Below are 21,961 nucleotides of genomic sequence, written 5' to 3'. Positions count from 1 at the left end.
CAAATGCCAGTCTCTACGGGGAGCGACGTGTTGGACCGAATCCTCGACGGTGGGTTTCCGGAGAACCGTTCGATTCTGGTCTCCGGCGGGCCGGGAGTCGGCAAGAGTACGCTCGCCATGCAGTTCCTCCAGCAGGGACTGGACGAGGGCGAGGAGTGTCTCTACGTCTCGACCGAGCAGACCGCCGGCGAGTTGCGCTCGGCGTTCGAGGGGTTCGACTTCGAGTTGGACCACCCGAACCTGACGCTCATCCACGTCCACGCGCGGACCGGCCGGACCCTCGAAGAGGGCGAACAGAACCTGACGATGCAGACGTCGACCGACGAGGAGGTGTTGGGCGAGGGCTACTCGGCCCCCTTCGAGATGCAGTACATCGAGGAGTACCTCTCGCGGTTCGGGCCCTGCGACCGCGTGGTGTTCGACAGCACGGCGAGTCTCGCTGGCATCGAGAGCGACTCCCACTTCTTCCAGCGGGCGATTCTCGACCTCGTGCGCCTGTTCACCGACGACTTCGGCGCGACCTCGCTGCTGACGGCCGAGTCGAGCGTCCACGGGTCCGGCGACGAGTCGAGCGACCGTCCCGCGCCCCACGCGGTCCTGGAGTTCTCGACCCACGGCGTCGTTCGACTCCGCCGGAATCAGATCGAGGGCAACCCCCGGCGGTTCCTCCGGGTCCTCAAGATGCGGGGCATCGACCACGATACCCGCGAGTACGAACTCGGCATCGACGAGAGCGGCGTGTTCCTCACGCCCCAGAACCGGACCCACGACCTCGGTGCCGGCAGCGACGAGGTGCTGTCCACCGGCTTCGAAGGACTCGACGTCATCAGCGGCGGCATCACCAAAGGCAGCGGTGCCCTCTTCGAACACGACGGGCGCGCCTTCGTGGACGGACTCGTGGTCGGCATGGCCGCCAGCGCGCTCGACGCCGGGATGGGCATCTGGCTCGTCCCCTCGCCGTCACTGACGCCCGACCGCTTCGAGTCGATGCTCCCGCTCGATTCGGACATCCGCGACCTGCTGGACTCGAACGCGCTGTTCGTCCTCGACTCGTTCAACGCGTGGAACGCCTACGGCGACCACCGGAACGTCTACACCGTCTCGTCGAGCGGACTGCTCAGCCGACTGGTCGCCAAGAGCAGGACGCTATCGATGAACTTCGTCAAGCGCGTGCTGGCCGACATCACCGAGCGGCGCGACCTGCCCGTGATGGCGCTGGTTTACACCGAGGCGCTCCTCCGGTGGTTCGAACCCTCGCAGGTCCGAGAAATTTACTACTGGGCGCGCGAGGACATCGCGTTCGACGACGACACCGCGATGTACATCCACAACCCCGACACGATGGGGACCAACCTCGCGGAGTTCTTCGTCTACGACGCCCAGCACATGTTCCGGACGTGGAAACACGAGAACGGCATCCAGTACGTGCAGGTCGAGAAGTCCATCTCCGAGACCACGAAGTCGATGGGCATCGTGGACCACGTGGACGAAGCGCCCTACGTCCGGGTCGTGCGGTCCACGAAGTAGGTCGTCCTGTCCGGGAAGCAGTTCGCCGGGCGACGCGACGGCGACGCTCGCCGACTCAGATTTTGCCCTTCGCTCGCAAGAAGTACTGGAGAACCGTCTCCATCCCCTCGGCGTACGAGGTCGCGTCGATGGTCGAGAGGTTCGCAGCGAGGCGCTCGAGTTCCTCGTAGTGGCTCTGCCACTGCTCGAAGAAGACGGCCTCGACGCCGGCCTCTCTGAGGTCCTCGATGACCGCCTCGCGAAACTCCTGGTCGGTCCGGAGTCTGTCGAGGTCCTCGTAATCGAGCAGGCCCGACTCCAGCGCGTGGACGACCGGGCCGGAACTGAAGTCGGTCTCGTGCAGCTCGCGCTCCCACGTGGCTATCCAGTTGCCGATGCGGGCCATCATCTGGGCCTGCCACACCATCTGGCGGAGCGTGGCGAGGTCCGAGCGCGGAAAGGTCGGGCCGAACATCAGGTCCACGTCGGCGTACGCGAACATCATGATGTTGTGCGACTCGTGGACCGTCAGCTCTCGGGTGTTGGCGAGTTCGGGGTAGCTGTCGAGCAGGTACGAGTAGTGGACCGCGTTGGTCGCCTGTTCGGTGTCGAACCGCAACAGCGGGAGGTACTCCTCCGAGCTCGGGGCGCGCTCCAGCACGTCCAGCAGGGTCGTCCACACGTCGCGGACGAGTTCGAGTTGGCGCGTCTGAACCCCTTCGCGGTCGGCGTCCATCTCGTAGACCGCGTGGGGAATCTTCACCGCCTCGTCGAACGTCTCGCGGTCGTGGTCCTTTTCGAGGAAGTCGTCTACGATGGTGATGAAGACGCCCGCGAGCATCTTCGCCGTCCGCGCGTCGGCGACGTGTTCGTCGGGCACGAACGAGAAGGTGAACTGGGGCGTCAGCCAGTGAAACCACTTCCAGAGGAACGGGTCGCGGGTGCCGTCGAAGCGCTCGTACTCCTCGACGAGTTCCGTGACTTCCGGTGGGAGGTCGTGGTCGGCGATTGCCTCCACGTCGGCAGTGCTGTCACCTGATTTCACTGCCTCGACGATCTCCGTCACGTCCGCACCCATTGTATCCACTGTCAGACAGCCAGCGATGATATTTATACTTTGGTGTTTGCTGCAAACAGGGGTCGGGCGTCGATTCGACGGCCGGGACGGGGGCGACGCGAGTTATTGCCGTCGCAAGCCGGGGGCACTCCGCCGTTCGGCACCCGGTATCGCCGACGGCCGAGTGGCGGAATCCAGTAGGAATTAGTTGCCGACCGCCGTCGTCCCCGCCATGAGTGACGCGACGCTCGTCTACGACGACGACTGCGGGTTCTGCACGTGGTGGGCCGACTTCTTCGAACGGCGCTCGGACCTCGAGGTCGTCGGGTTCTCGGAACTGACCGACGACCAGCGCACGCGCCTGCCCGACGACTACGAGACGTGTTCGCACCTGCTGGCCGACGGCGAGGTCTACTCCTGCGGCGAGTCGCTGGAACAAGCGCTGGTGCGGTCGGACGTCGCCGACGAACTCGGCCCGTTGGTCGGATTCCTCCGGAACTTCGCAGACTACGAGGAGTTGCGCGAGTCGGCGTATCGGGCGGTCGCGGACCACCGGGGCGAACTGGGGTCGGTGGTGTCGAAGACGCCGCCCGCGAGGGACGCCGAGCGCGAGAACTGACGTTTCGTCGCCGTCTCGCCGTCGGCGAGTGACCGCGGTTAGCTGTACTCGCGCCAGCGGTGGCCGCACTCCTGGCACTTGAAGAAGCGCGTCGGCGGTTCGTCGGCCGCGCCGGTCTGCTTGATGGTGTACCACGCCTTGCCGTGGCCGCACTCCTCGCAGGTCACGTCGTCGGCGGTCGGCTTCCCCTCGAAGTTGGCGTCCTCGGAGGTCTCGATGACCTCGTCGCCGCTCTGCTCCTCGGTCGAGACGAACTCGGCGGCCACCTCCTCGTCCTTGTCGGTGGTGCCCTGACAGTCGTCGTTCGCACAGACCATCTTCGACCCCATCGACTTCATCATGGAGCCGCATTCGTCGCAGAATTGCATAACCGGTGGTAGTCGGCGGTTCCTGATAAGCGCCACGCTCGATTTCTCTCCGTCGCTATTTCGACTCGCTGGCGGCGGTTTTCGAGGGGTCGCGTCGGATTCGAGAGGGATGCCTCCGGGTTCTCGGAGCGACGACGAGTGAGAAGTGAGAGACAGTAGCTTTAGGCTCGAGCCTCGGAGTTACCGCGACCGCACGGCACCGCCACCGCCGCCGCACCGCCGAGGAACCGGAAAGGGAGCGAAACCGAGTCCGGAGAAGTCACCGGTTTCTCACGCGATGCCGATTAGATTCAATCCCGTTTCGACGGCCGTCGCCACGACCACCGCGAACGCGAGCGAGCCGACCGCCGAGTAGAGCGTGAACTTCCAGCGCGCCATCCCCGAGAGACCCGCCGGAACCGAGACCAGCGACCGCAGAATCGGGAGCAGGCGGCCCCAGAGGACCGAATGCTCGCCCCAGCGTCGGAACCACGCGGTCGCCCGCTCCAGTCGGTCCTCCGAGACCCGGAGCCACCCGCCGTGGGACGCCAGCGCCGAGCGCCCGCGCTCGCCGAAGACGTGGTACGCGAACAGGCTCCCGACCGTCGTGCCGACGACCACCGCGGCGACGAACAGCGCGAACGTCACCGGCCCGCCGACGAGGAGCGCGGCCGCGCCGGGCACGACTACCTCGCTCGGCAACAGCGGGAACAGCATCGACGCCTCCAGAAACGTGAACAGCGCGACCGCGAGGTAGCCGTACTGCTCGACCAGCCGGAGCGCCGTCTCCCCGAGATGCTGGAACACGGTCGGAGTTCGCGCCCCGAGCAGATAACCCGGTCGGCCGAGCGCGGCCCGCGGTCGCTCGTCACTCGTCGCCTTCGCCGTCGCTCACGTCGCCGCCCCCGCCCGCGTCGCCGCCCTCGACCGCGATGGAGCCGATGTCCTCCTCGCCGTCCACCACTATCGGACAGTCGGCGACGCGGAAGCGCTCGGAGTCCACCATCGCCAGAATATCGGTGCTCTCGTGCGTGCAGTGGAGTTCCGGCGGGTCGCCGAAGTGCGGACAGCCGTGACACGTCGTCTTCGGAATCGTCCGCACGTCGCGGCCGGCGGCGCGGTCGGTCGCGTCCGCCACCCAGTCGGCGGTGGCGTCCGTCGTCGAACCCGCCCCGCTCGAACCCGCCGAGTCCGCCTCCGAACTCCAGTCCGCCGCGTCGCTCTCCCCGGTCGGGACTGCCGCGTCGCCGGACTGCTCGGTCGGGACCCCGGCGGTCCCGTCGGTCTCGCCGGCGGCCAACTGCTCCCAGAGTCGTTCGCCGTCTACCTCGCCCACCTCGACCGACTCGAAGGCGTCGGCGTCGTCGCGCTTCCGGGTCCGGCGCTCGTCCACCGCCGCGGCAACGTCGGCCAGCGGTCCCTCGCGCTCCGAGCGGTCGGTTCGTTCGTCACGGCGCTCGTCACGTTCTCCGTGGCGTTCTCCGCGGCCGTGCCGACGCTCACCGTCGCGCCGCTCGCCCGTCCGCTCGCGGACCTCCGCGGCGAGGTCCGCGAGCGGTTCGTCGGGGTCGCCGTCGCGCCGCGTCGGTCGCTCACCGTCGTCGGGCTTCGAATCGCGCTGACCGTCGCGCTCCGAATCGCTCCGCTCGTCGCGCTCGTCGCTCATCCGTCGTCCTCCCCGAGAACGTCGTCGAGGGCGTCCTCGACGTCCGGACTCTCGGCGTCGGTCACGCTCCCGAGGTCCCAGTCGGCGCGCTCGCCCTCCAGCGCGGGCGGGTCGCCGACGACGAGTTTCGCCGACCCGAACAGTCCCTGCTTGGGTTCCACGTCGTTGAACGTGCTGGCGCAGTGGGGACACTTCGGTTCGGCGAGCAGGCCGACGTGGACCGTCTCGCCGCAGTGGCCGCACTTGGCCGATTCGACGCCCCGGCGGTTGGCCAGATGCGCGAGTTCGTCGGCGGCAGCGCGGGCGGCGTGGCGCGCGGTCAGCGTCTGGGTCTGGTCGCGCAACTCGACGGTGACCTCCGCGAGCGTGGCGAGTCTGGTTTCGAGGTCGTCGGTCGCGTCGGTCAGGTACTCCAGCACGTCCTCGTAGTTCTCGAAGCCAGTCTGGACCTGCTCGTCCAGTTCCTCGACCGTCTCGGCGAGCGCGTCGAGTTCGTCGGCGAGGCGGTCGGCGCGGTCGGCCACGGTCGCGGTCCGCTCGCGCAGGTCCGGATGGTCGTGGTCTGCGGGTGCCTTCCCGTCGGTCTCGCGTTTGACCTGCACGACCCGCTCGCGCACGTCCTGAATCTTCTCGTCGAACTCGCGCTCGGCGTCGGCGAGGTCGGCCTCGACTTCGGCGAGTTGGGTCTCGAACTCCTCGCGGGTCGCCGACAGGCGCTCGCCGAACTCTCGCTGGAGCGCCGCGAACGCCTCGCCGTCTACGGCCTCGGGCGCGTCGCCGTTCCGGAGTCGCGCGAGCAGTTCCTCGCGGTTCACGCCCAACTCCTCGGCCTTCGCGTCGAGCCACCCCTCCAGCGAGTCGTCCGCTCCAGACGGCTCGCCGACATCTTCGCCAGCCATTCGGTCGGAATTCTCACAGCCCCGACTTAATGCTTGGCCTCCCGCACGACAAACGTTCCGCCGCTGACACCCCCGAGACGGATTCCAATCCGTCGAATCGACGCGGCTCCGGCGCGGTCCGACTCGCTTCGACCACCCCTCGCGCGACCGATACGATTTTTCCGTCCGCGGTTCACGGCGCTATCGAGAGATGTCCGACGACAGTGCGCTCGCAGACGACGCCGCGCTCGCCGATGACGCTGCATTCGCCGAGGATTCCGCGCTCGCCGACGCGGAGGGCGTCCTGTTCGACCTCGACGGGACCCTCGTGGAGTACGAACGGTCGCCCGGCCAACTGCTCGCGCTCGCCTTCGAGTCGGCGGGCGTCGAACCGTTCTTCGACGTCGCGGAGTACTTCGACCGATTCGAGGACCACCTCGCGCCCGGCGTCTCCATCGCGGAGGGGCGCGCGAACTGCTTCGCCGCCATCGCCGCGGACCGGGGCTTGGACCCCGAGCGCGGCCGGGCGGTCGCCGAGGCCTTCCGGGCGGAACGCGACCACGCTCGCGTCGAGTGCCTGCCCGGCGCGACCGCAGCGCTAGACGCGCTCGCGGCCGACCACGCGCTCGGCGTCGTGACCAACGGCCCGCCCGAGATGCAGGCCACGAAGCTGGAGTCGGCCGGTCTCGCGGAACGCTTCGAGGCGGTCGTCTTCGCGGGCCACGACGCGGCCGCCAAGCCCGACCCGGAACCCTTCGAGGTCGCGCTCTCGGAGTTGGGCGTCGAGCGCGACCGCGCGGTCCACGTCGGCAACTCCCTGTCGTCGGACGTGGCGGGTGCCCACGCCGCGGGCCTGCGGTCGGTCTGGGTTCCCACGGCGGACGACCGAACGCCGAGTCCCGACCCGGAGCCACACCACTCGCTGTCGTCGCTGCGGGAGTGGGCGCGCTCGGACTGACCGCCCGCGTTTGGCCGGTTCCAACAGAAGATGTTTACCGGGGGACCGCAAACGACTTCGAAGATGCGACCGAACGCCGCCCTCATCGGAACGCTCGCGCTGGCCGTCCTCCTCGCCGGTTGCGCCGGCGTCGTTCCGACCGGGGAACCGACCGCGACCGACACGCCGACCACGGCGGACGCCGAGACCGCGACGGAGACCGCGACGACCACGACCGAAGCGTGGACCACGACCGACGCCGACCCGGAGAAAGGCGACCAACTCCTGTCGGTCGTCAGAATCGACGAGGAGACCGCGATGAAGTACGACGCGAACAGTCGGGCCGAATTCTCGAACCTATCGGACCGACGGCAGAAACTGTTCGAGCGCGCGCTCCGCTGTGACTGCAACGTGAACCAGAACGCCTTCTCGTTCCACGACGAGGACCGAATCGAGGTCGTGACGTACCGCGGCGAGTTCTACTACGTCCGGGTCGCCATCGTCTGAACTGCGGTTCACCCGGAGAACCGGTCGAACGCGTCCCCCGCGAGCATCGCCGCGCCCGCCGCGGCCAGAAGCAGGTCGAACCACTCGGACGACGCCGCGTACTCGGCCAGTCCGAAGACGGCCACGCCGCCGAAGAACGCCACTCGCCAGCGGCGCGTGTCGGTCGCGTCGCGGAGGACGCCGACCGCGAGCGCCCCGGTGACGTAGAGACTGCCCGCGGTGGTCGCCAGCGAGTCGAAGCCGTCCGCGCGAACCGACATCGCGGCGGCCGCCAGCGCGACCAGAAAGAGGAGCGAGACGACCACTTTGGAGACGAGCGTCACGTCGAACCGCGCTCGGGAGGTCGACCGTCGAGTCACGACGTGGAGTGGGCGCTCCGGCCTGAAAAACGTCGGCGGTCGTTACCGAAGCTCCAGCAGGTTCGCCGCGACCATCACGACGCCCAACACCGCGAGGAGTAACGAGAACAGGTCGCCCGCGGTGGCGTACTCGTAGCCGCCCCACAGGGCGACGCCGCCGAAGAAGGCCACTTGCCAGTTGCGCGTGTCCATCGTATCCCGAAGGACGCCACCGAGCAGGAGCGCGGTCAGGTAGACCGCGAACCCAGCCGAGACGATTCCATCGCCGGTCCGGACGGCGACGACGAGACCGAGCGCGCTGAGGACGAACAGGGCCGCGGCGAACGCCTTCGTGGCGAGGGTGACGAGTCGGTTCCGGTCCACGTTCCTACTCGGTCTCGCCGGAGTCGGCGTCCGGGTCTGCCTTCGAGTCGTCACCGGGGTTCACGTCGGTCACGGTGCCGACGCCCTTGCTCTGGCCCTCGCGGAAGACGAAGCGCTGGCCCTCCTCCACGAGGTAGGGCCGGAACTTGAACCGGACCGTCGTCGAACCCGAGTCGCCCGGCAGGAGCTGGCCGCCCTCGGGGTGGAACGTCGCGGCCTCGCTGATGGTTTCGAGGTGGACGACCGGTTCGTAGCCGTCGTCGATTCTGGTCGGGTGGTTGAGGACGACGACCTCGGCCTCGAACTCCCGGACCGGTTCGGGGTCGGCGTCCGCCGGCAGGAGGACCATCCCGCGCTCGATGTCCGCCTCGCGGACGCCCTTCAGCGCGATGCCGACGATGCGGCCCGCCTTGGCCTCGTCCACGCGGTGGTAGTGCATCTCGATGGACCGGACTTCGACCTCGCGGAACGACCCGTCGGCCATCGGGCCGAGCAGGAGTTCGTCGCCCGCCTCGACCTCGCCGGACATGATGGTGCCGGAGGCGACCGCGCCGACCCCGGTCACCGAGTAGGTCCGGTCGATGTACATCCGGAAGGGTCCGGACTGGGCGGTCGTCTTGGGCAGGCGCTCGAACAGTTCGTCCAGCGCGTCCAGTCCCTCCATCGTGACCGCGCTGGTCGTCAGCACCGGGACGACGTTCTCGCTTATCTCCTCGACGGCGGCGTCCACGCCGTGGCGGCCCACCAGCAGGGGGGTCTTGTCCACGTCCCGGAGCAGGCGCTCGACCTCGCGCTCGACTTCGGCGACGCGCTCGTCGGTCACGGCGTCGGCCTTCGTGATGGCGACGACGGTCGGGAGTTCGGTGGCGAGCAGGACGCCGAGATGCTCGCGGGTCGTCTTCGTCGGCCCGTCGTCGGCGGCCACGGTCAGCAGGCCGTAGTCGAGTTTCTGGCCGACCAGCCCTCGAATCGTGGTCCGGAGCCACGGCTCGTGGCCCACGGTGTCCACGAACGAGACCAGTTTGTCGGACTCCTCGACCACGCGAGCGCGGTCGGTCTTCCGGTGGGGGTTGTCCATCCGGACCGGTCCCTCGCCGTCGAAGCCGTAGACGGCGTACGAGAGGTCCGCCGAGAGACCGCGCTCGACCTCGTGGGGTTGCACGTCGAGGAACCCCCGCGTGCCGCCCTCGCCGTCGTCGGGTTGCCCGGTCACGAGCGACCCGACCAGCGTGGACTTGCCGTGGTCCACGTGGCCCGCGGTCCCGACGACGATGTGTTCGCTGTCGGTGTCGAGCATCGCGCCCTCCCGGACCGTGGCGACGCCGACGAGTCCCTCGGCCTCGCCCTCCGTGGTGACGGTCCCGTCGGTGATGCCCCACGTCTGGACGTCCTCGATGTGCGCGCCGGCCTCCTCCGCGAGCAGGCTCAGTACGTCCATCGACTCCGAGAAATCGTCGTGGCTGATTCCCGCGATGCCGCCGTCGTCGGTCACGCCCACGACGTAGGTCGCTTCGCCGTCGCCGGAGAGGACCCGGTGGCGGAGTTGGGCCGCCAGACTCTCCATCCGGCCGTCGGCGAGGTGCAGTTCCCGAGTGAGTCGCTCTTTGAACTCGACGCTGCCGCCCTCCTGTTCGCCGCGTTCGAGGGCCTGCTGCAACGCGGCCCTGTTCGGGCACATGTGACGGGATTAGAGCGGAGTCATCAAAAGCCTTGCCCGCGTTCGTACGTCTACGTTACCCACGTTATCCGGCGAATCCGGTCATCTCAGGATTGGTTTACGGCTCGGAGCCACCGGAAAATATCACCGCTGAGAGACGTTCACGTCGATGCTCGAATCGCGGGTGAACTCCACGGTGACGGGGGTGCCGGTCGCGTTCTGGTCGTATATCAGCGTCCCGGACGACCCCTCGGGCACCGCGAACGCCAACCAGCCGACGTAGCGCTGGTTCGGCGAGATGGGGAAGTCGATGAAGCCCTCGTGTTCGGCCAGCGGTTGGTGACCGTATGTCCGGTTGGCGGTCCGGAGCTTGAACGCCGACTTCTTCAGTGGGGTCTTCGCGTCGCCGGTGTTGTTGATGCGCATCTTGACGAGGACGAACTGCTTGCCCCGCGGTGCGGGGTACGCCTTCCCGTCGCTCTCGTCGGGGTCGATGGTGTCGGTGACGCGGGCGTTCCACGCGACGCTGAGCGTCGTCGTACTGTTCGCCGGCGAGACCGACTCGGCGGAGACCGGGCCGCCACCGCCGCCGAGGAACGGAATCGAGACGCCCGAGAGGACGCCGGCGGCCAGTAGCGCGACAACGAGGACGACCGCGACGGCGGGTTTCGCCGGGACGGAGGTGCCGCCGAGCGCGGCCGAGAGTTTCGACCCGAGTCGGTCGCCGACCGCCCGCAACTGGTCGAGCGGCGACCCGTCGCCGTCGCTCGTCGCACCGCCGGTTTCCGCTTCGGCGTTCGCACCGCCGTCGCCGTACTCCTCGGCGAGGTCGGTCCACTCTTTTTGCTTCAGGATGCGGGCGACGCCCTCGCCGTCGAGGAGTTCGACGCCCGACCCCTGCGAGACCTTCTCTGCGTGGTCCGAGACGGTCCCCGCAGTGACGATGGCCGACTCCGAGACCTCGTACTGCTGGCACAACTTGGCGAACTGCTGGACCTGCTGCCCACCGACTTCGCCGTCGGGAATCGCCCACAACAGGCCCTCTTCGCCGCCGTTCGGTCGCTGGACCGCGACGAAGGTCCTGCCGTCGTCGTTCTTGACCTGCGTCTGCCAGCCTTGGCGCTCCCAGAGGGCCGCAACGAACTGCCCGAACTCAGACTGGTCCATTCCCTGCAACATGATTTCACCGCGGGGGAAGCGTGTTCGACTTCATATCCTCAGCCCCCGTATAAAAAACATCGCCTACCTCCGGCGGGCGGCGAGGACGCCGCCCGCCAGTAGTGCGAGGAGTCCGGCGAGGGGACCGAATCCGGGGACCGGGACGAGACCGCCGCCCCCGCCGCCATCGTCGCCGTCGCTCGCGTTCTTGCTCGCCACTTGAGTCAGCGGTTTCGGGGTGCCGTCCACGGGGGCTTGGGTCAGGCCCGCCGCGGTCGTCTTCGTCGTCTCGGTCGTCGGCGGCGTGGTCGTCGTCCGGGTCGTGGTCCGCGTCGTCGGGTCGGGCGCGGTCGTGGTGGTCGCGGTCGGAGTCGCCTGGATGGCGGCTATCGCCGGAATCGTGCGCTTCTGGTCCTCCAGCCGAATCTCGAACTCGCGGCCGGGTTCGACGTCCGAGAAGTCGAACGTCGTCGCAAACGTCCGCTCGTTCGTGACCGTGACGGTCCGACCCATGTGGAACGGCGGGACGTCGTCGTCGCGCGCCGAGATGTTGATGGTCGAACCGGGCGTCAGCGACGTGTTTCCGCGAATCGTCGTCTTTCCGTCCACGACGACCTTCTCGCCCGGTCCGTTACGCTTTACGTCCACTCGGCGGCCCACGACCTTGATTTCGGTCGAGACGTTCTCGCGCTTCTTCGTCAGCGGACTCTCCTTCGGAACGACGAACTCGACGCGGTACGCGTCGCCGGGTTCGATGGCGTGGCTACTCGTGTCCACTGCGAGGTAGAACCCTTCACGGTCGGCGAGAGTGAAGACGCGCTCGACCGACGCGCCGTAGAACCGGTTGGGGTCGTCGTTCAGCGGCGGGTTCGTCTGGGCGAAACGCACGCGCATCACGTCGTCGTTCCCGCCTAGCGTGGCCGGACCGAGCGCACCCTTGACTCCGGTCGCGTTGACGCGGACGAGCAACCAGTCGTCGTGAGCGACCGTGCCGCCGGGCGCGACCGCGTGTTTCTCCAAGCCCTTCTTCGAGGTGAGTTTCTTCACACCGACGCCCGTGGGCGCGATCTGCTTGGACAAGCCGAACGTTTTCCGCTTTTCGATGACGAGCGCGCCGACTCCGACTTCGTTGCCGTTCCTCGTGACGTTCATCGAGTACTTGGCGGCACCGAGCGGCTGGTTCAGTTCCGAGACGCCGAAATCCATCAGCGTGCCGCCGGAGACGGCCTTCTCCATCCCCGCGCGGCTCTTCGCCATCCCCGCGCGATACGTGTTCAACGTAATCTTGTTCGTTCCGCCGCCGACTTTCAGTCGCAACCAGAACGCGTCCGACGGGGACCCGATGTTGACGAAGCCGCCGCCGTTGGTCTTCACCGTGATGTTCGCCACGTCGCCGCGCTCCTCGTAGACGACGTTCGGCGTGAACGACGCGCTCGCCGCGCTCGCCGCGCTGGCGGTTCCGGCGGAAATCGGGGCGAGCGCCGGGGCGACGCTGGCGACGAGCAGGACTGCGACGAGGGCGACGACGCGGGACTGCGGGGAGTTCGCTGACATGGCGGAGCGAAAGTTAGCGACGTGTTGTGACCCATCCGTAATAAATCCGACTGGTGAACGCCGTGCCGATTCCGTCGCGGGGTTTCGAGTGGAGAAGGGGCCGATTCCGGACCGAGAGACTCAGTTCCGGTCGTTCAGGACTTCGTAGGCCTCTTTCACGCGCTTGAACTGCTCTTCGTCGCCGGACTCGCGGTCGGGGTGGACCGACTTGACCTTCTGGCGGTAGGCCTGCCGCACGTCGTCGGCGTCGGCGTCCCCGTCGAGTCCGAGGACGCGATAGGCCTCCGCGGGCGTCGGTCCGGTGTCGCCGACCGTCTGGGCGCGCCGTCTGCCCCGTCCGCCCCGCCCGCCCGCAGCACCGCGAGCGCGTCGGTCGCGGGCCTCACGGCCGTCGAATCCGCCGTCGGCGTCGAAGCCACGGCGACCCGTGAACGAATCGCGCGGCCCGGCACCGAACCCGCCGGTCTCCGGGTCGGCGCGGCGGTAGCTCCCGGCGCGACCGCTTACGACGCGCTCGTGGAGCCGACCGCTCGCGTGGTACCAGACGAGGTAGGCGGCCACGCCGAACGGCACCGCGATGGCGAACAGCGCGGGCGTGTAGACGAACGCCAGCACGAATTCGAGCGTGGCGATGCCCGCGAGGACGGCCGCCAGCCCGAACAGGAGCGGCTCCCGTTTCACGCGTCGGTCTTCGTGGCGGGGGACCGTAAGCGTCTCGCTCGGGGCGATTCGCTCGGCGGGGGAGGTCGTGTAAGAGACGGTCCAAACCGATCACGAAACCCACCCCGAAGCGCCGACATAGCAAGACCCATCCCGGCCCGCTCCCAACGCCGACGCATGAACGAAAGCGCCGAGGAGACCAAAGTCGAGTGGCGCGAGTGGGGCGCGGCCGCCTTCGAGGAGGCCCGCGACGAGGACAAACCGGTCCTGCTCTCGCTGTCGGCGACGTGGTGTTCGTGGTGTCACGAGATGGACCGCGAGGCGTACAGCAACCCGATGGTCGCCGCGAACGTCAACGACTCGTTCGTGCCGGTTCGCGTGGACATCGACCGCCAGCCGCGGGTCCGCGAGCGGTACAACGTCGGCGGGTTCCCCTCGACCGTCTTCTGCACGCCGGACGGCGACCTCCTGACGGGCGCGACCTACCTCGGCGTCGACGGGATGCGGCAGGTCGTCCAGCGCGTGCGAGACCTCTGGAGTCACAAGGGCGAGGACGCCGCGCGCATCCCGCGGATCCTCCGCGAGGACCCGCCCGCGGGCGAACTCTCGCCCGAAATCGAGCAGTTGGTCGCCGGGCAGTTGGGCGAGAAGTTCGACGAGCAGTGGGGCGGGTGGGGCGACAGCGAGAAGTTCCCGCTCCCGCGCACGATCGAGTTCGCGCTGAAGCGCGAGCGCGAGCAGGCGCTGGCCACCCTCACCGCGGTCGAGCGCCACCTCGCCGACGACTACGACGGCGGCTTCTTCCGGTTCGCGGAGAGCCGCGACTGGACAGAGGTCCACCACGAGAAACTGCTCTCGACCAACGCCGCGCTGGTCCGGGCGTTCGCCAACGCCTACCTCTACACCGGCGACGACGAGTACCGCGACCCGGCCGAGCGCGCCATCGAGTACCTGACCACGACCCTCTGGAACGGCGCCACCGACGCCTTCGCGGGGAGTCAGGCCCCCGGCGACTCGCCGGACGTGCCCGAGGGCGGCGACGACGGGGACGCGGAATCCGACGAAACCGACGAACCCGGCTACTACGACCTCGCGCCGAGCGACCGCGAGGCGGCCGACCCGCCTGCGGTGGACCCGACGGCCTTCGCCGACTGGAACGCGATGGCGGCCGACGCGCTGCTCACCTACCACGCCTACACCGACGACGAGCGCGCCCGCAACTACGCCGAGCGCGCGCTGGAGTACGTCCTGACCGAACTGGTCGAGGACGGCGAGGTCACACACTTCGACGCCAGCGAGACCGGCGACGAGAGCGAGTCCGGACTGCTCGCCGACCACGCCCACCTGCTCGGCGCGCTCACGACCGCCCGGCAGGTCACGGGCGACGAGCGGTACCTCGACGCGGCGCGCGAGGTGGCCGACTACGCGCTCGAAGCGTTGCGCGAGAGCGGCGAGGACGGCGAGGACGGCGATTCGTCGCCGTCCGGCGCGTTCGTGGACGGTCCCCGCGAGGGACCGGGTCTGCTCGACCGACCCCTGCGCCCGCTGGACCACAACGCCGAACTCGCGGACGCGCTGGCCGACCTCGCGCTCCTCACGGGCGAGGACCGCTACCGAGAGGTCGCCGAGGAGGCCATAGCGGCGTTCGCCGACGCCGCCGACCGCTTGGGCGTGCAGGTCGCGTCCTACGCCACCGCCGCGGCGCGACTCTGCCGGGACCCCCTCGTCGTGGAAGTCGCCGACGAGGCCGGGTCGGACCTCCACCGCGCCGCGATGCGAATCGCCGACCACGAGAAGGTCGTGGTTCCGGACGCCGACGCGGTACGCGAGGAGTTCGGTGCGGGGAGCGCCGTGGTCGTCGTGGACGGCGAGCGTTCGGACCCGGTGACGACGCCCGAGGAACTGAGCGAGCGCGTGGCCGAACTGACCGAGTAGCCGTCTCGACCTCCATTCTCTCATTTTCGGGCGATAGAAGCCACTGAAGTCGATGTTTCCGGTCAACGTCAGGTTTAAGTGGTTGTGTAAAGCCTTCTTTACTGTAAAGAGAACTTTACGACAGGCTCGGTTTACACCGCGGCGCATCCAGAAACCATGACACAGACCCCCACATCCGACTCGAATCCCCTCTCGAAGCAACGCAAGTACCGTCGCCTGATGTACGGCGTCCTCCTCGGAGGCGTCGCCGTCGCGCTCCTGCTCAGAGAAGTGCTGGGCTACCCGCTGGTCAGCGAAGCCGTCTACTGGGTCGCGGTCATCGGGTTCTTCGCCGTCCTGTTCGGTTCCTCGGTGACGCTGTTCGACGAGCGCGACCGGGCGCTCGAAGAGCGAGCGAGCAGGTGGACGCTCACGATACTCGCGCCGATACTGGCGATTACCGCGTCGGTGGGCCGTCTCCTCCCGCAGGTCAGCGACTACGCGCTCCCCGACATGGTCTGGCCCGTCCTCTACGGCTTCATCGTCGTCTACGTGCTGTTCGCGGTCGTCTACGGCGCTCTCAGGTATCGCTCATGAAGAACACGATTCGAGACCGTCGGGACGCCGAAGGCATCAGTCAGGCCGACCTCGCGGCGGCGGTCGGGGTGACGCGCCAGACGATAAACGCCATCGAGCGCGAGCGATACGACCCCTCCATCGAACTCGCGTTCAAGTTGGCCGACTACTTCGACTGCAACATCGAAGACCTGTTCGACCCGGACTTGAACGGCGACCGACCCGAGTGAAGTTCCAGCGACCGAGTGGCATTCCGCCGACCGGGTGACGGTCGGGCGACCGAGTGATTTTCGTCGTCCCTCCGTTTCAACTTGCAACAGTCCGAGAGTTTATAGGCGGTGAGCGTCTGCCCCCTACATGGCGAGTCTACGAGACCTCGGCCTCTCGGAGTACGAGGCGCGAGCGTACCGGGCGCTGTTGGACGCCGGACCGACCACCGCGAAAGAGTTGTCGCGCGCGAGCGAGGTACCGATGGGCCGCATCTACGACGTGCTGAGCAGTCTGGAGACCCACAATCTCGCGCGCTCCCAGAGCGCGAGTCGGCCCAAGAAGTACGTCGCAGTCGAACCCGAGACCGCGCTGAACCGTCTGCTCGACGACAAACTCGACGAGTTAGAGGAGCAGGCCGAGCAGTACGAGGCCATCGTCGAGGAGTTGACCGAGGAACTCGACGCGGGCGAACCGGTCGAGGAGGGGTTCTGGACCGCGGCCGTCGGTCCCGAGGAGTCCACGGACCTGCTGGTCGAACGCCTCGACGCGGCCGACGACCAGATAGTCATGGTCGCGGGCGACTCCTCCGCGCAGTTCGACATCGGCGACGTGGGCGAACTCGTCTCCCAGCACCTCGAATCTGCGCTCGACCGCGGCGTCGAAATCTCGCTCCTGATGACGCCCGGTCTGGTGGAGACGCTCCCCCCGAGCGTCGGCCGGCGCTACACCGAGACGTTCGCCGACCACCCGCAGTTCAAGGTCCGGACCGCCGAGGACCTGCAGGGCACCTTCAACCTCATCGACGACGTGGAGGTCTGCATCGAGGTGGCCAACCCCCTGAATCCGGGCGAGGCGTTCGCCATGATAGACATGAAGGACCCCGAGTTCGCGGCGGGCGTCCGCGAGACGTTCGCGCCGCGCTGGGAGGCCGCAGAGCCGCTCTCGTTCGACGGGACCTGAGCGCGGCGGGCGCGGCGTCGGTGCGCCGCACCCCTCGCACCCGCCGCACCTACCGCGTCCGACACGCGAGGGAGGCACTGACGTGCGGAGAAACCGGGCGTGTCGCGGGGTCCATCCGGAGTTGATTTCGGAAACCTCGGGTTTCGCGCGCGAATCTCGATGAATCTGCGTTAACTCGCCCCCAAGGCGACCGAATCCGACTTGAGGAGCGTCCGGATTGATACCGTTCGCGGTCCAGCAGTCGAACTGGGGTGTGCGAGCAATGACCAACCTATCGACCGGCGAGGAACCGACGCCCGAGGCGGGCGGGAAGACTCACGGGACCGACGACCGACGCGCGACACCGACCGGGAGCCTCGACCGACGGACGCTCCTGAAGGGGACCGCGGCCGCGGGCCTCGCGGGTGCCGGGGTCGCCGGGACCGCGGGCGCGACCGGGTGGCGCGAGATTACCTTCTGTGCGGCGGGCGAGGCGACCTTCTCCTACGAGGTCAGCGTCAGCGGGCGGGTGAAGCGCGGCGGGACCTACGAGAGCGACGCCGGGGACGACCTCGTGGACGAGAACACCGCGCGCGGCGCGGTCGGCGACGGGCGGTGCGACAGTTGGCTGTTCACCGGCGACCCGACCGACCTGCAACTCGACGGGCCGGGGAAGGTGTACGTGGACGGCGACCTCTTCGAGGACACGACGGAAGACGAGCGCGACCTCCCGAACACCGTCACGATTCGGGCGAGAGGCGAGTCGGTCGAGTACAAGTTCCGCGTGAGCGGTCGCGTCGAGAAGGGCGACCTCGCGGACGACGGCGACGACATCGACGGCAACACGGTCCGGGGCGCGGTCGGCGGCGAGGCGCGCGACGACTTCCGGTACTCGGGGTCGCTGGCGTTCGACCGGTCGGACGGGCCGCTCGAAGTGACCCTCCGCATCGGCGGCGACTGACCGTGACTCGGAGTCGCTCCTCGTCGTCGGACCGACGGGAGAATCGGGAAGTAGACATAAACGGATGGGAGTCGTGTCGAACGGCATGAACCGGGAGCGACGGGCGGTCCTCCGATGGATGGCCGCCGCAGTGGGTGCGGTCGGGAGCGGGGCGGTCGTCGGGAGCGGGGCGGCCGAGCGCGGCGAATCGGACGCGCCGGGCGCGAACGACGCGGCGCGGAGCCGACGGAACGCCGACCGAATCGAACGGGAGGCGCTCCAGCAGGTGAACACGGAGCTTCCGCCGGGGGTCACGCTGTTCGACCTCAACGGCGACGGGTCGTACACCGCGACGGTCGAGAGCGGGACCGACGTGCAGGACGGCTCTCATCCGAACCCGATTCACGTCACGTCGAGCGGGAACTCGACGGTCGATTACGCGGCGTCGATAGTCGCGCCGAGCGGCGAACCGACGCTGGGGAGTCTGGGCGAACTCCGCTACGACTACTACGAGGGTCCGAACAACGTCAACTCGGACGACCCGAGCGGCGGCCTCGCGCCCGACGAGACGTTTCTGGTGGTCGAGAACGACGACGGGCGACACGGGATGTACCTGACCAGCGACGACGGGAGCGACCCGCCGAGCGAGTCGTGGCGGACCTTCGACGTGGCCGCCCGTCTCGCCGGCGGTAACTGGTTCGAGTACACCGACCTCGAATCGGGCTACGACGGCCGGAACTTCAGCGACGCGGTCGCGCGCTTCGGCGCGGAGGCGCGCCTCGTCCGCGTCGGCGTCGGCCACGGCGACGCGGTGAACCCCGCGACGCTGGACGTGTACTACGACAATCTCGTGGTGGACGGCGAGACGCTTCGGCTTCCGACCTCGGTCGCCAAGCGCGTCTCGTAGACCGAATCTGCCGCGGAGCGCGCGAGTCGGGCGACCTCGGCGCGGTCCGCTCGTGCTGAGCGGACCGCGCCGAACAGACGTGGAAGCCTGAACCGTTCTAAAATGGGTCTGTGGGTTTCTGGAACATCACGACTGTTTCTCAGCGGCCGCGCGGCCCGGCCGCGGCCGGGCCGCGCTCGTCGCCGAACGGAAATAGTGATACGGTGCGCCCCATAAAAACCGTCAATAATGAGGGAGGCTACTGATGCACATCATCATCATCGGGGCAGGTGAGGTCGGGTCCTCTATCGCGGCGAGTCTGGCCGACACTCACGAGGTCGTCGTCGTGGACATGGACGGCGAGCGAGTGGACGCGCTGACCTACTCGCTCGACGTGCTCGCCATCCAGGGCGACGGCACCTCGCTCGACACCCTCGAAGAGGCGGGCGTCGAGCGGACCGACATGATAATCGCCAGTACGGACCGCGACGAGACGAATCTGGTCGCCTGCGGGACGGCCAAGACCGTGGACGACCCGTTCACCATCGCGCGGGTCAAGAACGTCGATTACCTCGAAACGTGGCAACACGCCGAGGACAGGACGGCCTTCGGCGTGGACTTCATGGTCTGTACGAACCTGCTGACCGCCGAGGACATCGTTCGGGTCATCGGTCTCCCCGCGGCCCGCGACGTGGACCCGTTCGTCGGCGGTCGGGTCCAGATGGCGGAGTTCGAGGTCGGCCCGGAGAGTCCGGTCGCCGACCAGACGGTCCGGGAGGCCGACCGCTTCGACTCGCTGACGTTCGCCGCGCTCCTGCGGGACGGCGACGTCGAGATACCGCGCGGGGAGACGGTCATCCGCGCGTCGGACAAGGTGGTCGTCATCGGAAGCCCCGAGAGCGTGCAGGGGTTCGCCCGCGAAATCGCGCCGAGGGAGACGCTCTCCCGGAACGAGGACTTGGTCATCATCGGCGGGAGCGATATCGGCTACCACACCGCGCGACTCTTGGAGGAGCGGGGCCTCCATCCGCGACTCATCGAGCAGGACCACGAGCGCGCCCGGCAACTCGCCGAGGAGTTGCCCGACACCGTCGTCATGGAGAACGACCCGACGGACGCCGAGTTCCTCGCGCGCGAACACGTGAACGAGGCCGACGCGGTGGTCGCGGCCCTCGACAGCGACGAGCGGAACCTGCTGGTCTCGGTGCTGGCGAAGCAGTTGGGCGCGCGCCGGACCGTCGCGGTGGTCGAGAGCGGCGACTACGTCGACGTCTTCGAGACGGTCGGCGTGGACGTGGGCGTCAACCCCCGCGAGGTGACCGCCGAAGAGATTACGCGGTTCACGCGGGAACTCCACACCGAGAACGTCGCGCTCATCGAGAACGACAGGGCCGAGGTCCTCGAAGTCGAGGTGGACGGCGACTCGATTCTGGTCGGCCGGCCCATCCGCGAGGCGGTCGCGGACCTCCCCGAGGAGTTCGTCATCGGTGCCATCACGCGCGACGAGCGGTTCGTCGTGCCGCGCGGGGACACGATTATCGAACCCGGCGACCACGTCGTCGCGTTCGTCGGTCGAGACGCGCTCGAAGCGGTCTCCGAACGATTGTAACTGGAAATCATGACAGGAGCGAAATCGTAGCCATGACGCGACGAGCGAGTCGGGAAGAGAGCGGTCGGCGACGGGTGAGTCGGCGATGAACCTACGCGTAGACTGGCGAGCGAGCGTGAGCCTCGTCGGCACCGTGGTCAAGTGGCTGGCGGTGGCGATGGCGTTTCCGCTCGCGCTGGCGGTGTTCTACGGCGACGGCGTGACGACGTTCGTCGCGTCGATGGCGCTGGCGGTCGGCATCGGGTGGGGTCTCGAACGGTTGGACGACGACCCGGACCTCGGGGCACGCGAGGGGTTCCTGATGGTCGCGCTGACGTGGCTCGCGGTGTCGATAATCGGGGCCGCGCCGTACGTCATCGCGGGGCAGGGGACCGTCGCTCAGCCGGTCAACGCGCTGTTCGAGTCGATGAGCGGGTTCACGACCACCGGAGCGACCGTGATGGGCAACATCGGTTTCGAGGACCACTCGCGGGCGCTGATGATGTGGCGACAGCAAACGCAGTGGCTCGGCGGCATGGGAATCGTCGTGCTGGCGGTGGCCATCCTGCCGGAACTCTCGGTCGGAGGTGCGCAACTGATGGACGCCGAGGCCCCCGGTCCCGGCATCACGAAGCTCACGCCCCGTATCGCCGAGACCGCACGCGCACTCTGGAAGCTGTACATCGCCATCACCGCGCTCGAAATCCTCCTGTTGTTCGGTCTCCACCTCGTGGGGGTCGCACCGAACATGACCCCGTACCAGGCGGTCGCCCACGGGTTGACGACCATGCCGACCGGCGGATTCTCCCCGGCCGCCCGGAGCATCGAGTACTTCTCGGCGGCCGTCCAGTGGCTCATCATCCCGTTCATGGTCGCCGCGGGCACCAACTTCGCGCTGTTCTGGCACGCGTTCAACGGCGACCCCGAGGCGTTCGCGGAAGACAACGAGTTCCGGTTCTATCTGGGCGTGCTGGCGGTCTTCGCTGGACTGGTCGCCGCCCTGCTGTTCGTCGGCGGGACGCCCGAACCCACCGCCGTCGAACCGCTCTCCGGGAACATCGAGAAGGCGCTCCGCCACGCCGTCTTTCAGGTGGTCTCGCTCGTCACGACGACCGGGTACGCCAGCGTGGACTTCGCCGAGTGGGGGAATCCGGCCCAGTACGTCCTGTTCGTCGCGCTGTTCGTGGGCGGGTCGGCGGGTTCGACCGGCGGCGCGGTCAAAATCGTGCGCTGGCTGGTCATCCTCCGGTCCATCAAGCGCGAACTGTTCACCACGGTCCACCCCGAGGCGGTCCGGCCGGTCCGACTCGGCGGCCGGGCGCTGGACGAGCGCGCGGTCCGGGGCATCTACGCCTTCACCCTGCTGTACCTGCTCATCTTCTTCGTCGCCGCGATGGTCGTCTACTTCGACGCGGCCCGCACCGGGATGGAGTTGGTCGCGCTCGACGCGATGAGCGCGGTGGCCGCGACGCTGGGCAACGTCGGACCGGGGTTCGGCATCGTCGGGCCGATGAACAGCTACCTCCCGTTCCCGGCGACCTCGAAGCTGTTCATGGTGTTTCTGATGTGGATCGGTCGCCTCGAAATCCTGCCGGTGCTGGTCCTGCTGACGCCGGCGTACTGGCGGTCATAAAACGGTC

General features: G+C 68.1%; 23 protein-coding genes. 12 read left to right on the top strand and 11 right to left on the bottom strand.

All coding sequences use genetic code 11. From position 1 onward, the window contains the following. Nucleotides 1–3: 3 nt before the first annotated feature. Nucleotides 4–1,527 (top strand): RAD55 family ATPase, encoded by a 1,524-nt coding sequence (locus tag M0R88_RS03350; RefSeq protein WP_248655551.1) that lies wholly within the window; start codon nt 4–6, stop codon nt 1,525–1,527. A 55-nt stretch (nt 1,528–1,582) separates the two neighbouring features. Here the strand turns inward: M0R88_RS03350 and M0R88_RS03345 are convergent, their stop codons facing one another. Beyond that, nucleotides 1,583–2,584, bottom strand: coding sequence for a hypothetical protein (locus tag M0R88_RS03345; protein WP_248655550.1), 1,002 nt, complete (start codon nt 2,582–2,584; stop codon nt 1,583–1,585). 211 nt (nt 2,585–2,795) lie between these two features. Here M0R88_RS03345 and M0R88_RS03340 point away from each other — a divergent pair, with 211 nt between their 5' ends. Further along, nucleotides 2,796–3,182, top strand: a complete 387-nt coding sequence (locus M0R88_RS03340) for a DCC1-like thiol-disulfide oxidoreductase family protein (RefSeq protein ID WP_248655549.1) — start codon at nt 2,796–2,798, stop codon at nt 3,180–3,182. Nucleotides 3,183–3,220: 38 nt separating this feature from the next. On the opposite strand, the gene M0R88_RS03335 is transcribed toward M0R88_RS03340, so the two are convergent. The 4 genes from M0R88_RS03335 to M0R88_RS03320 form a co-directional block, all read right to left on the bottom strand. Beyond that, on the bottom strand, nt 3,221–3,550 hold the full coding sequence (locus tag M0R88_RS03335) for a transcription factor S (protein WP_248655548.1): 330 nt from the start codon (nt 3,548–3,550) through the stop codon (nt 3,221–3,223). A 270-nt stretch (nt 3,551–3,820) separates the two neighbouring features. Beyond that, nucleotides 3,821–4,336, bottom strand: coding sequence for a DedA family protein (locus tag M0R88_RS03330; RefSeq protein WP_248655547.1), 516 nt, complete (start codon nt 4,334–4,336; stop codon nt 3,821–3,823). Between the two features lie 61 nt (nt 4,337–4,397). After that, nucleotides 4,398–5,195, bottom strand: coding sequence for a DUF8135 domain-containing protein (locus tag M0R88_RS03325; protein WP_248655546.1), 798 nt, complete (start codon nt 5,193–5,195; stop codon nt 4,398–4,400). Then, nucleotides 5,192–6,094, bottom strand: coding sequence for a hypothetical protein (locus M0R88_RS03320; protein WP_248655545.1), 903 nt, complete (start codon nt 6,092–6,094; stop codon nt 5,192–5,194). Before M0R88_RS03320 ends, M0R88_RS03325 begins: the two co-directional genes overlap by 4 nt. A gap of 190 nt (nt 6,095–6,284) precedes the next feature. Between M0R88_RS03320 and M0R88_RS03315 the strand changes: the two genes are divergently transcribed. After that, nucleotides 6,285–7,031 carry an HAD family hydrolase gene (locus M0R88_RS03315; RefSeq protein WP_248655544.1) on the top strand — a complete coding sequence of 249 codons (747 nt, stop codon included), beginning with the start codon at nt 6,285–6,287 and terminating at the stop codon, nt 7,029–7,031. Between the two features lie 63 nt (nt 7,032–7,094). Next, nucleotides 7,095–7,517, top strand: a complete 423-nt coding sequence (locus M0R88_RS03310) for a DUF7979 domain-containing protein (RefSeq protein ID WP_248655543.1) — start codon at nt 7,095–7,097, stop codon at nt 7,515–7,517. 8 nt (nt 7,518–7,525) lie between these two features. Here the strand turns inward: M0R88_RS03310 and M0R88_RS03305 are convergent, their stop codons facing one another. The 6 genes from M0R88_RS03305 to M0R88_RS03280 all read right to left on the bottom strand — a co-directional run bounded on the left by M0R88_RS03305 (nt 7,526) and on the right by M0R88_RS03280 (nt 13,289). Then, complete coding sequence (locus M0R88_RS03305) at nt 7,526–7,876, bottom strand: hypothetical protein (protein WP_248655542.1); 351 nt, start codon at nt 7,874–7,876, stop codon at nt 7,526–7,528. Nucleotides 7,877–7,918: 42 nt separating this feature from the next. After that, a complete protein-coding gene (locus M0R88_RS03300; RefSeq protein WP_248655541.1) occupies nt 7,919–8,239 on the bottom strand; it encodes a hypothetical protein in 321 nt (106 codons plus the stop codon). A 4-nt stretch (nt 8,240–8,243) separates the two neighbouring features. Then, entirely contained in the window at nt 8,244–9,917 is a 1,674-nt protein-coding gene (locus tag M0R88_RS03295) for a GTPBP1 family GTP-binding protein (RefSeq protein WP_248655540.1), read from the bottom strand. 123 nt (nt 9,918–10,040) lie between these two features. After that, nucleotides 10,041–11,063: a restriction endonuclease gene (locus M0R88_RS03290; protein WP_248655539.1), complete on the bottom strand. Its 1,023-nt coding sequence runs from the start codon at nt 11,061–11,063 to the stop codon at nt 10,041–10,043. Nucleotides 11,064–11,138: 75 nt separating this feature from the next. Then, nucleotides 11,139–12,608: a BGTF surface domain-containing protein gene (locus tag M0R88_RS03285; protein WP_248655538.1), complete on the bottom strand. Its 1,470-nt coding sequence runs from the start codon at nt 12,606–12,608 to the stop codon at nt 11,139–11,141. A gap of 120 nt (nt 12,609–12,728) precedes the next feature. Continuing rightward, nucleotides 12,729–13,289 (bottom strand): DnaJ domain-containing protein, encoded by a 561-nt coding sequence (locus tag M0R88_RS03280; RefSeq protein WP_248655537.1) that lies wholly within the window; start codon nt 13,287–13,289, stop codon nt 12,729–12,731. A gap of 156 nt (nt 13,290–13,445) precedes the next feature. Here M0R88_RS03280 and M0R88_RS03275 point away from each other — a divergent pair, with 156 nt between their 5' ends. From M0R88_RS03275 to M0R88_RS03240, 8 genes are all read left to right on the top strand, one after another. Then, nucleotides 13,446–15,203 (top strand): DUF255 domain-containing protein, encoded by a 1,758-nt coding sequence (locus M0R88_RS03275; RefSeq protein ID WP_248655536.1) that lies wholly within the window; start codon nt 13,446–13,448, stop codon nt 15,201–15,203. A gap of 156 nt (nt 15,204–15,359) precedes the next feature. After that, the gene (locus M0R88_RS03270) at nt 15,360–15,779 is read left to right on the top strand and encodes a DUF2178 domain-containing protein (RefSeq protein ID WP_248655535.1); all 420 of its coding nucleotides are present in this window, start codon (nt 15,360–15,362) and stop codon (nt 15,777–15,779) included. Continuing rightward, nucleotides 15,776–15,988: a helix-turn-helix transcriptional regulator gene (locus M0R88_RS03265; RefSeq protein ID WP_248655534.1), complete on the top strand. Its 213-nt coding sequence runs from the start codon at nt 15,776–15,778 to the stop codon at nt 15,986–15,988. Before M0R88_RS03270 ends, M0R88_RS03265 begins: the two co-directional genes overlap by 4 nt. 127 nt (nt 15,989–16,115) lie before the next feature. Next, the gene (locus M0R88_RS03260) at nt 16,116–16,928 is read left to right on the top strand and encodes a TrmB family transcriptional regulator (protein ID WP_248655533.1); all 813 of its coding nucleotides are present in this window, start codon (nt 16,116–16,118) and stop codon (nt 16,926–16,928) included. 262 nt (nt 16,929–17,190) lie between these two features. Next, on the top strand, nt 17,191–17,868 hold the full coding sequence (locus M0R88_RS03255; protein WP_248655532.1) for a hypothetical protein: 678 nt from the start codon (nt 17,191–17,193) through the stop codon (nt 17,866–17,868). A gap of 85 nt (nt 17,869–17,953) precedes the next feature. Beyond that, on the top strand, nt 17,954–18,754 hold the full coding sequence (locus tag M0R88_RS03250) for a hypothetical protein (RefSeq protein ID WP_248655531.1): 801 nt from the start codon (nt 17,954–17,956) through the stop codon (nt 18,752–18,754). A gap of 244 nt (nt 18,755–18,998) precedes the next feature. Further along, complete coding sequence (trkA, locus tag M0R88_RS03245; protein WP_248655530.1) at nt 18,999–20,342, top strand: Trk system potassium transporter TrkA; 1,344 nt, start codon at nt 18,999–19,001, stop codon at nt 20,340–20,342. An 85-nt stretch (nt 20,343–20,427) separates the two neighbouring features. Beyond that, nucleotides 20,428–21,954, top strand: a complete 1,527-nt coding sequence (locus tag M0R88_RS03240; protein WP_248655529.1) for a TrkH family potassium uptake protein — start codon at nt 20,428–20,430, stop codon at nt 21,952–21,954. Nucleotides 21,955–21,961: the final 7 nt, after the last annotated feature.

It is taken from the genome of Halorussus gelatinilyticus (genome assembly GCF_023238445.1).
In the GTDB taxonomy this organism is placed as follows: domain Archaea; phylum Halobacteriota; class Halobacteria; order Halobacteriales; family Haladaptataceae; genus Halorussus; species Halorussus gelatinilyticus.
The sequence above is the reverse complement of the archived record's forward strand: the minus strand, read 5'-3'. Positions and strand labels throughout refer to the sequence as shown.

Bases quoted from the DNA above. Each gene is read 5' to 3' on its own strand.
- M0R88_RS03350 (WP_248655551.1), top strand. From the start codon at position 4: ATGCCAGTCTCTACGGGGAGCGACGTGTTGGACCGAATCCTCGACGGT.
- M0R88_RS03345 (WP_248655550.1), bottom strand. From the start codon at position 2,584: ATGGGTGCGGACGTGACGGAGATCGTCGAGGCAGTGAAATCAGGTGAC.
- M0R88_RS03340 (WP_248655549.1), top strand. From the start codon at position 2,796: ATGAGTGACGCGACGCTCGTCTACGACGACGACTGCGGGTTCTGCACG.
- M0R88_RS03335 (WP_248655548.1), bottom strand. From the start codon at position 3,550: ATGCAATTCTGCGACGAATGCGGCTCCATGATGAAGTCGATGGGGTCG.
- M0R88_RS03325 (WP_248655546.1), bottom strand. From the start codon at position 5,195: ATGAGCGACGAGCGCGACGAGCGGAGCGATTCGGAGCGCGACGGTCAG.
- M0R88_RS03320 (WP_248655545.1), bottom strand. From the start codon at position 6,094: ATGGCTGGCGAAGATGTCGGCGAGCCGTCTGGAGCGGACGACTCGCTG.
- M0R88_RS03315 (WP_248655544.1), top strand. From the start codon at position 6,285: ATGTCCGACGACAGTGCGCTCGCAGACGACGCCGCGCTCGCCGATGAC.
- M0R88_RS03310 (WP_248655543.1), top strand. From the start codon at position 7,095: ATGCGACCGAACGCCGCCCTCATCGGAACGCTCGCGCTGGCCGTCCTC.
- M0R88_RS03295 (WP_248655540.1), bottom strand. From the start codon at position 9,917: ATGTGCCCGAACAGGGCCGCGTTGCAGCAGGCCCTCGAACGCGGCGAA.
- M0R88_RS03290 (WP_248655539.1), bottom strand. From the start codon at position 11,063: ATGGACCAGTCTGAGTTCGGGCAGTTCGTTGCGGCCCTCTGGGAGCGC.
- M0R88_RS03285 (WP_248655538.1), bottom strand. From the start codon at position 12,608: ATGTCAGCGAACTCCCCGCAGTCCCGCGTCGTCGCCCTCGTCGCAGTC.
- M0R88_RS03275 (WP_248655536.1), top strand. From the start codon at position 13,446: ATGAACGAAAGCGCCGAGGAGACCAAAGTCGAGTGGCGCGAGTGGGGC.
- M0R88_RS03270 (WP_248655535.1), top strand. From the start codon at position 15,360: ATGACACAGACCCCCACATCCGACTCGAATCCCCTCTCGAAGCAACGC.
- M0R88_RS03265 (WP_248655534.1), top strand. From the start codon at position 15,776: ATGAAGAACACGATTCGAGACCGTCGGGACGCCGAAGGCATCAGTCAG.
- M0R88_RS03260 (WP_248655533.1), top strand. From the start codon at position 16,116: ATGGCGAGTCTACGAGACCTCGGCCTCTCGGAGTACGAGGCGCGAGCG.
- M0R88_RS03255 (WP_248655532.1), top strand. From the start codon at position 17,191: ATGACCAACCTATCGACCGGCGAGGAACCGACGCCCGAGGCGGGCGGG.
- M0R88_RS03250 (WP_248655531.1), top strand. From the start codon at position 17,954: ATGAACCGGGAGCGACGGGCGGTCCTCCGATGGATGGCCGCCGCAGTG.
- trkA (WP_248655530.1), top strand. From the start codon at position 18,999: ATGCACATCATCATCATCGGGGCAGGTGAGGTCGGGTCCTCTATCGCG.
- M0R88_RS03240 (WP_248655529.1), top strand. From the start codon at position 20,428: ATGAACCTACGCGTAGACTGGCGAGCGAGCGTGAGCCTCGTCGGCACC.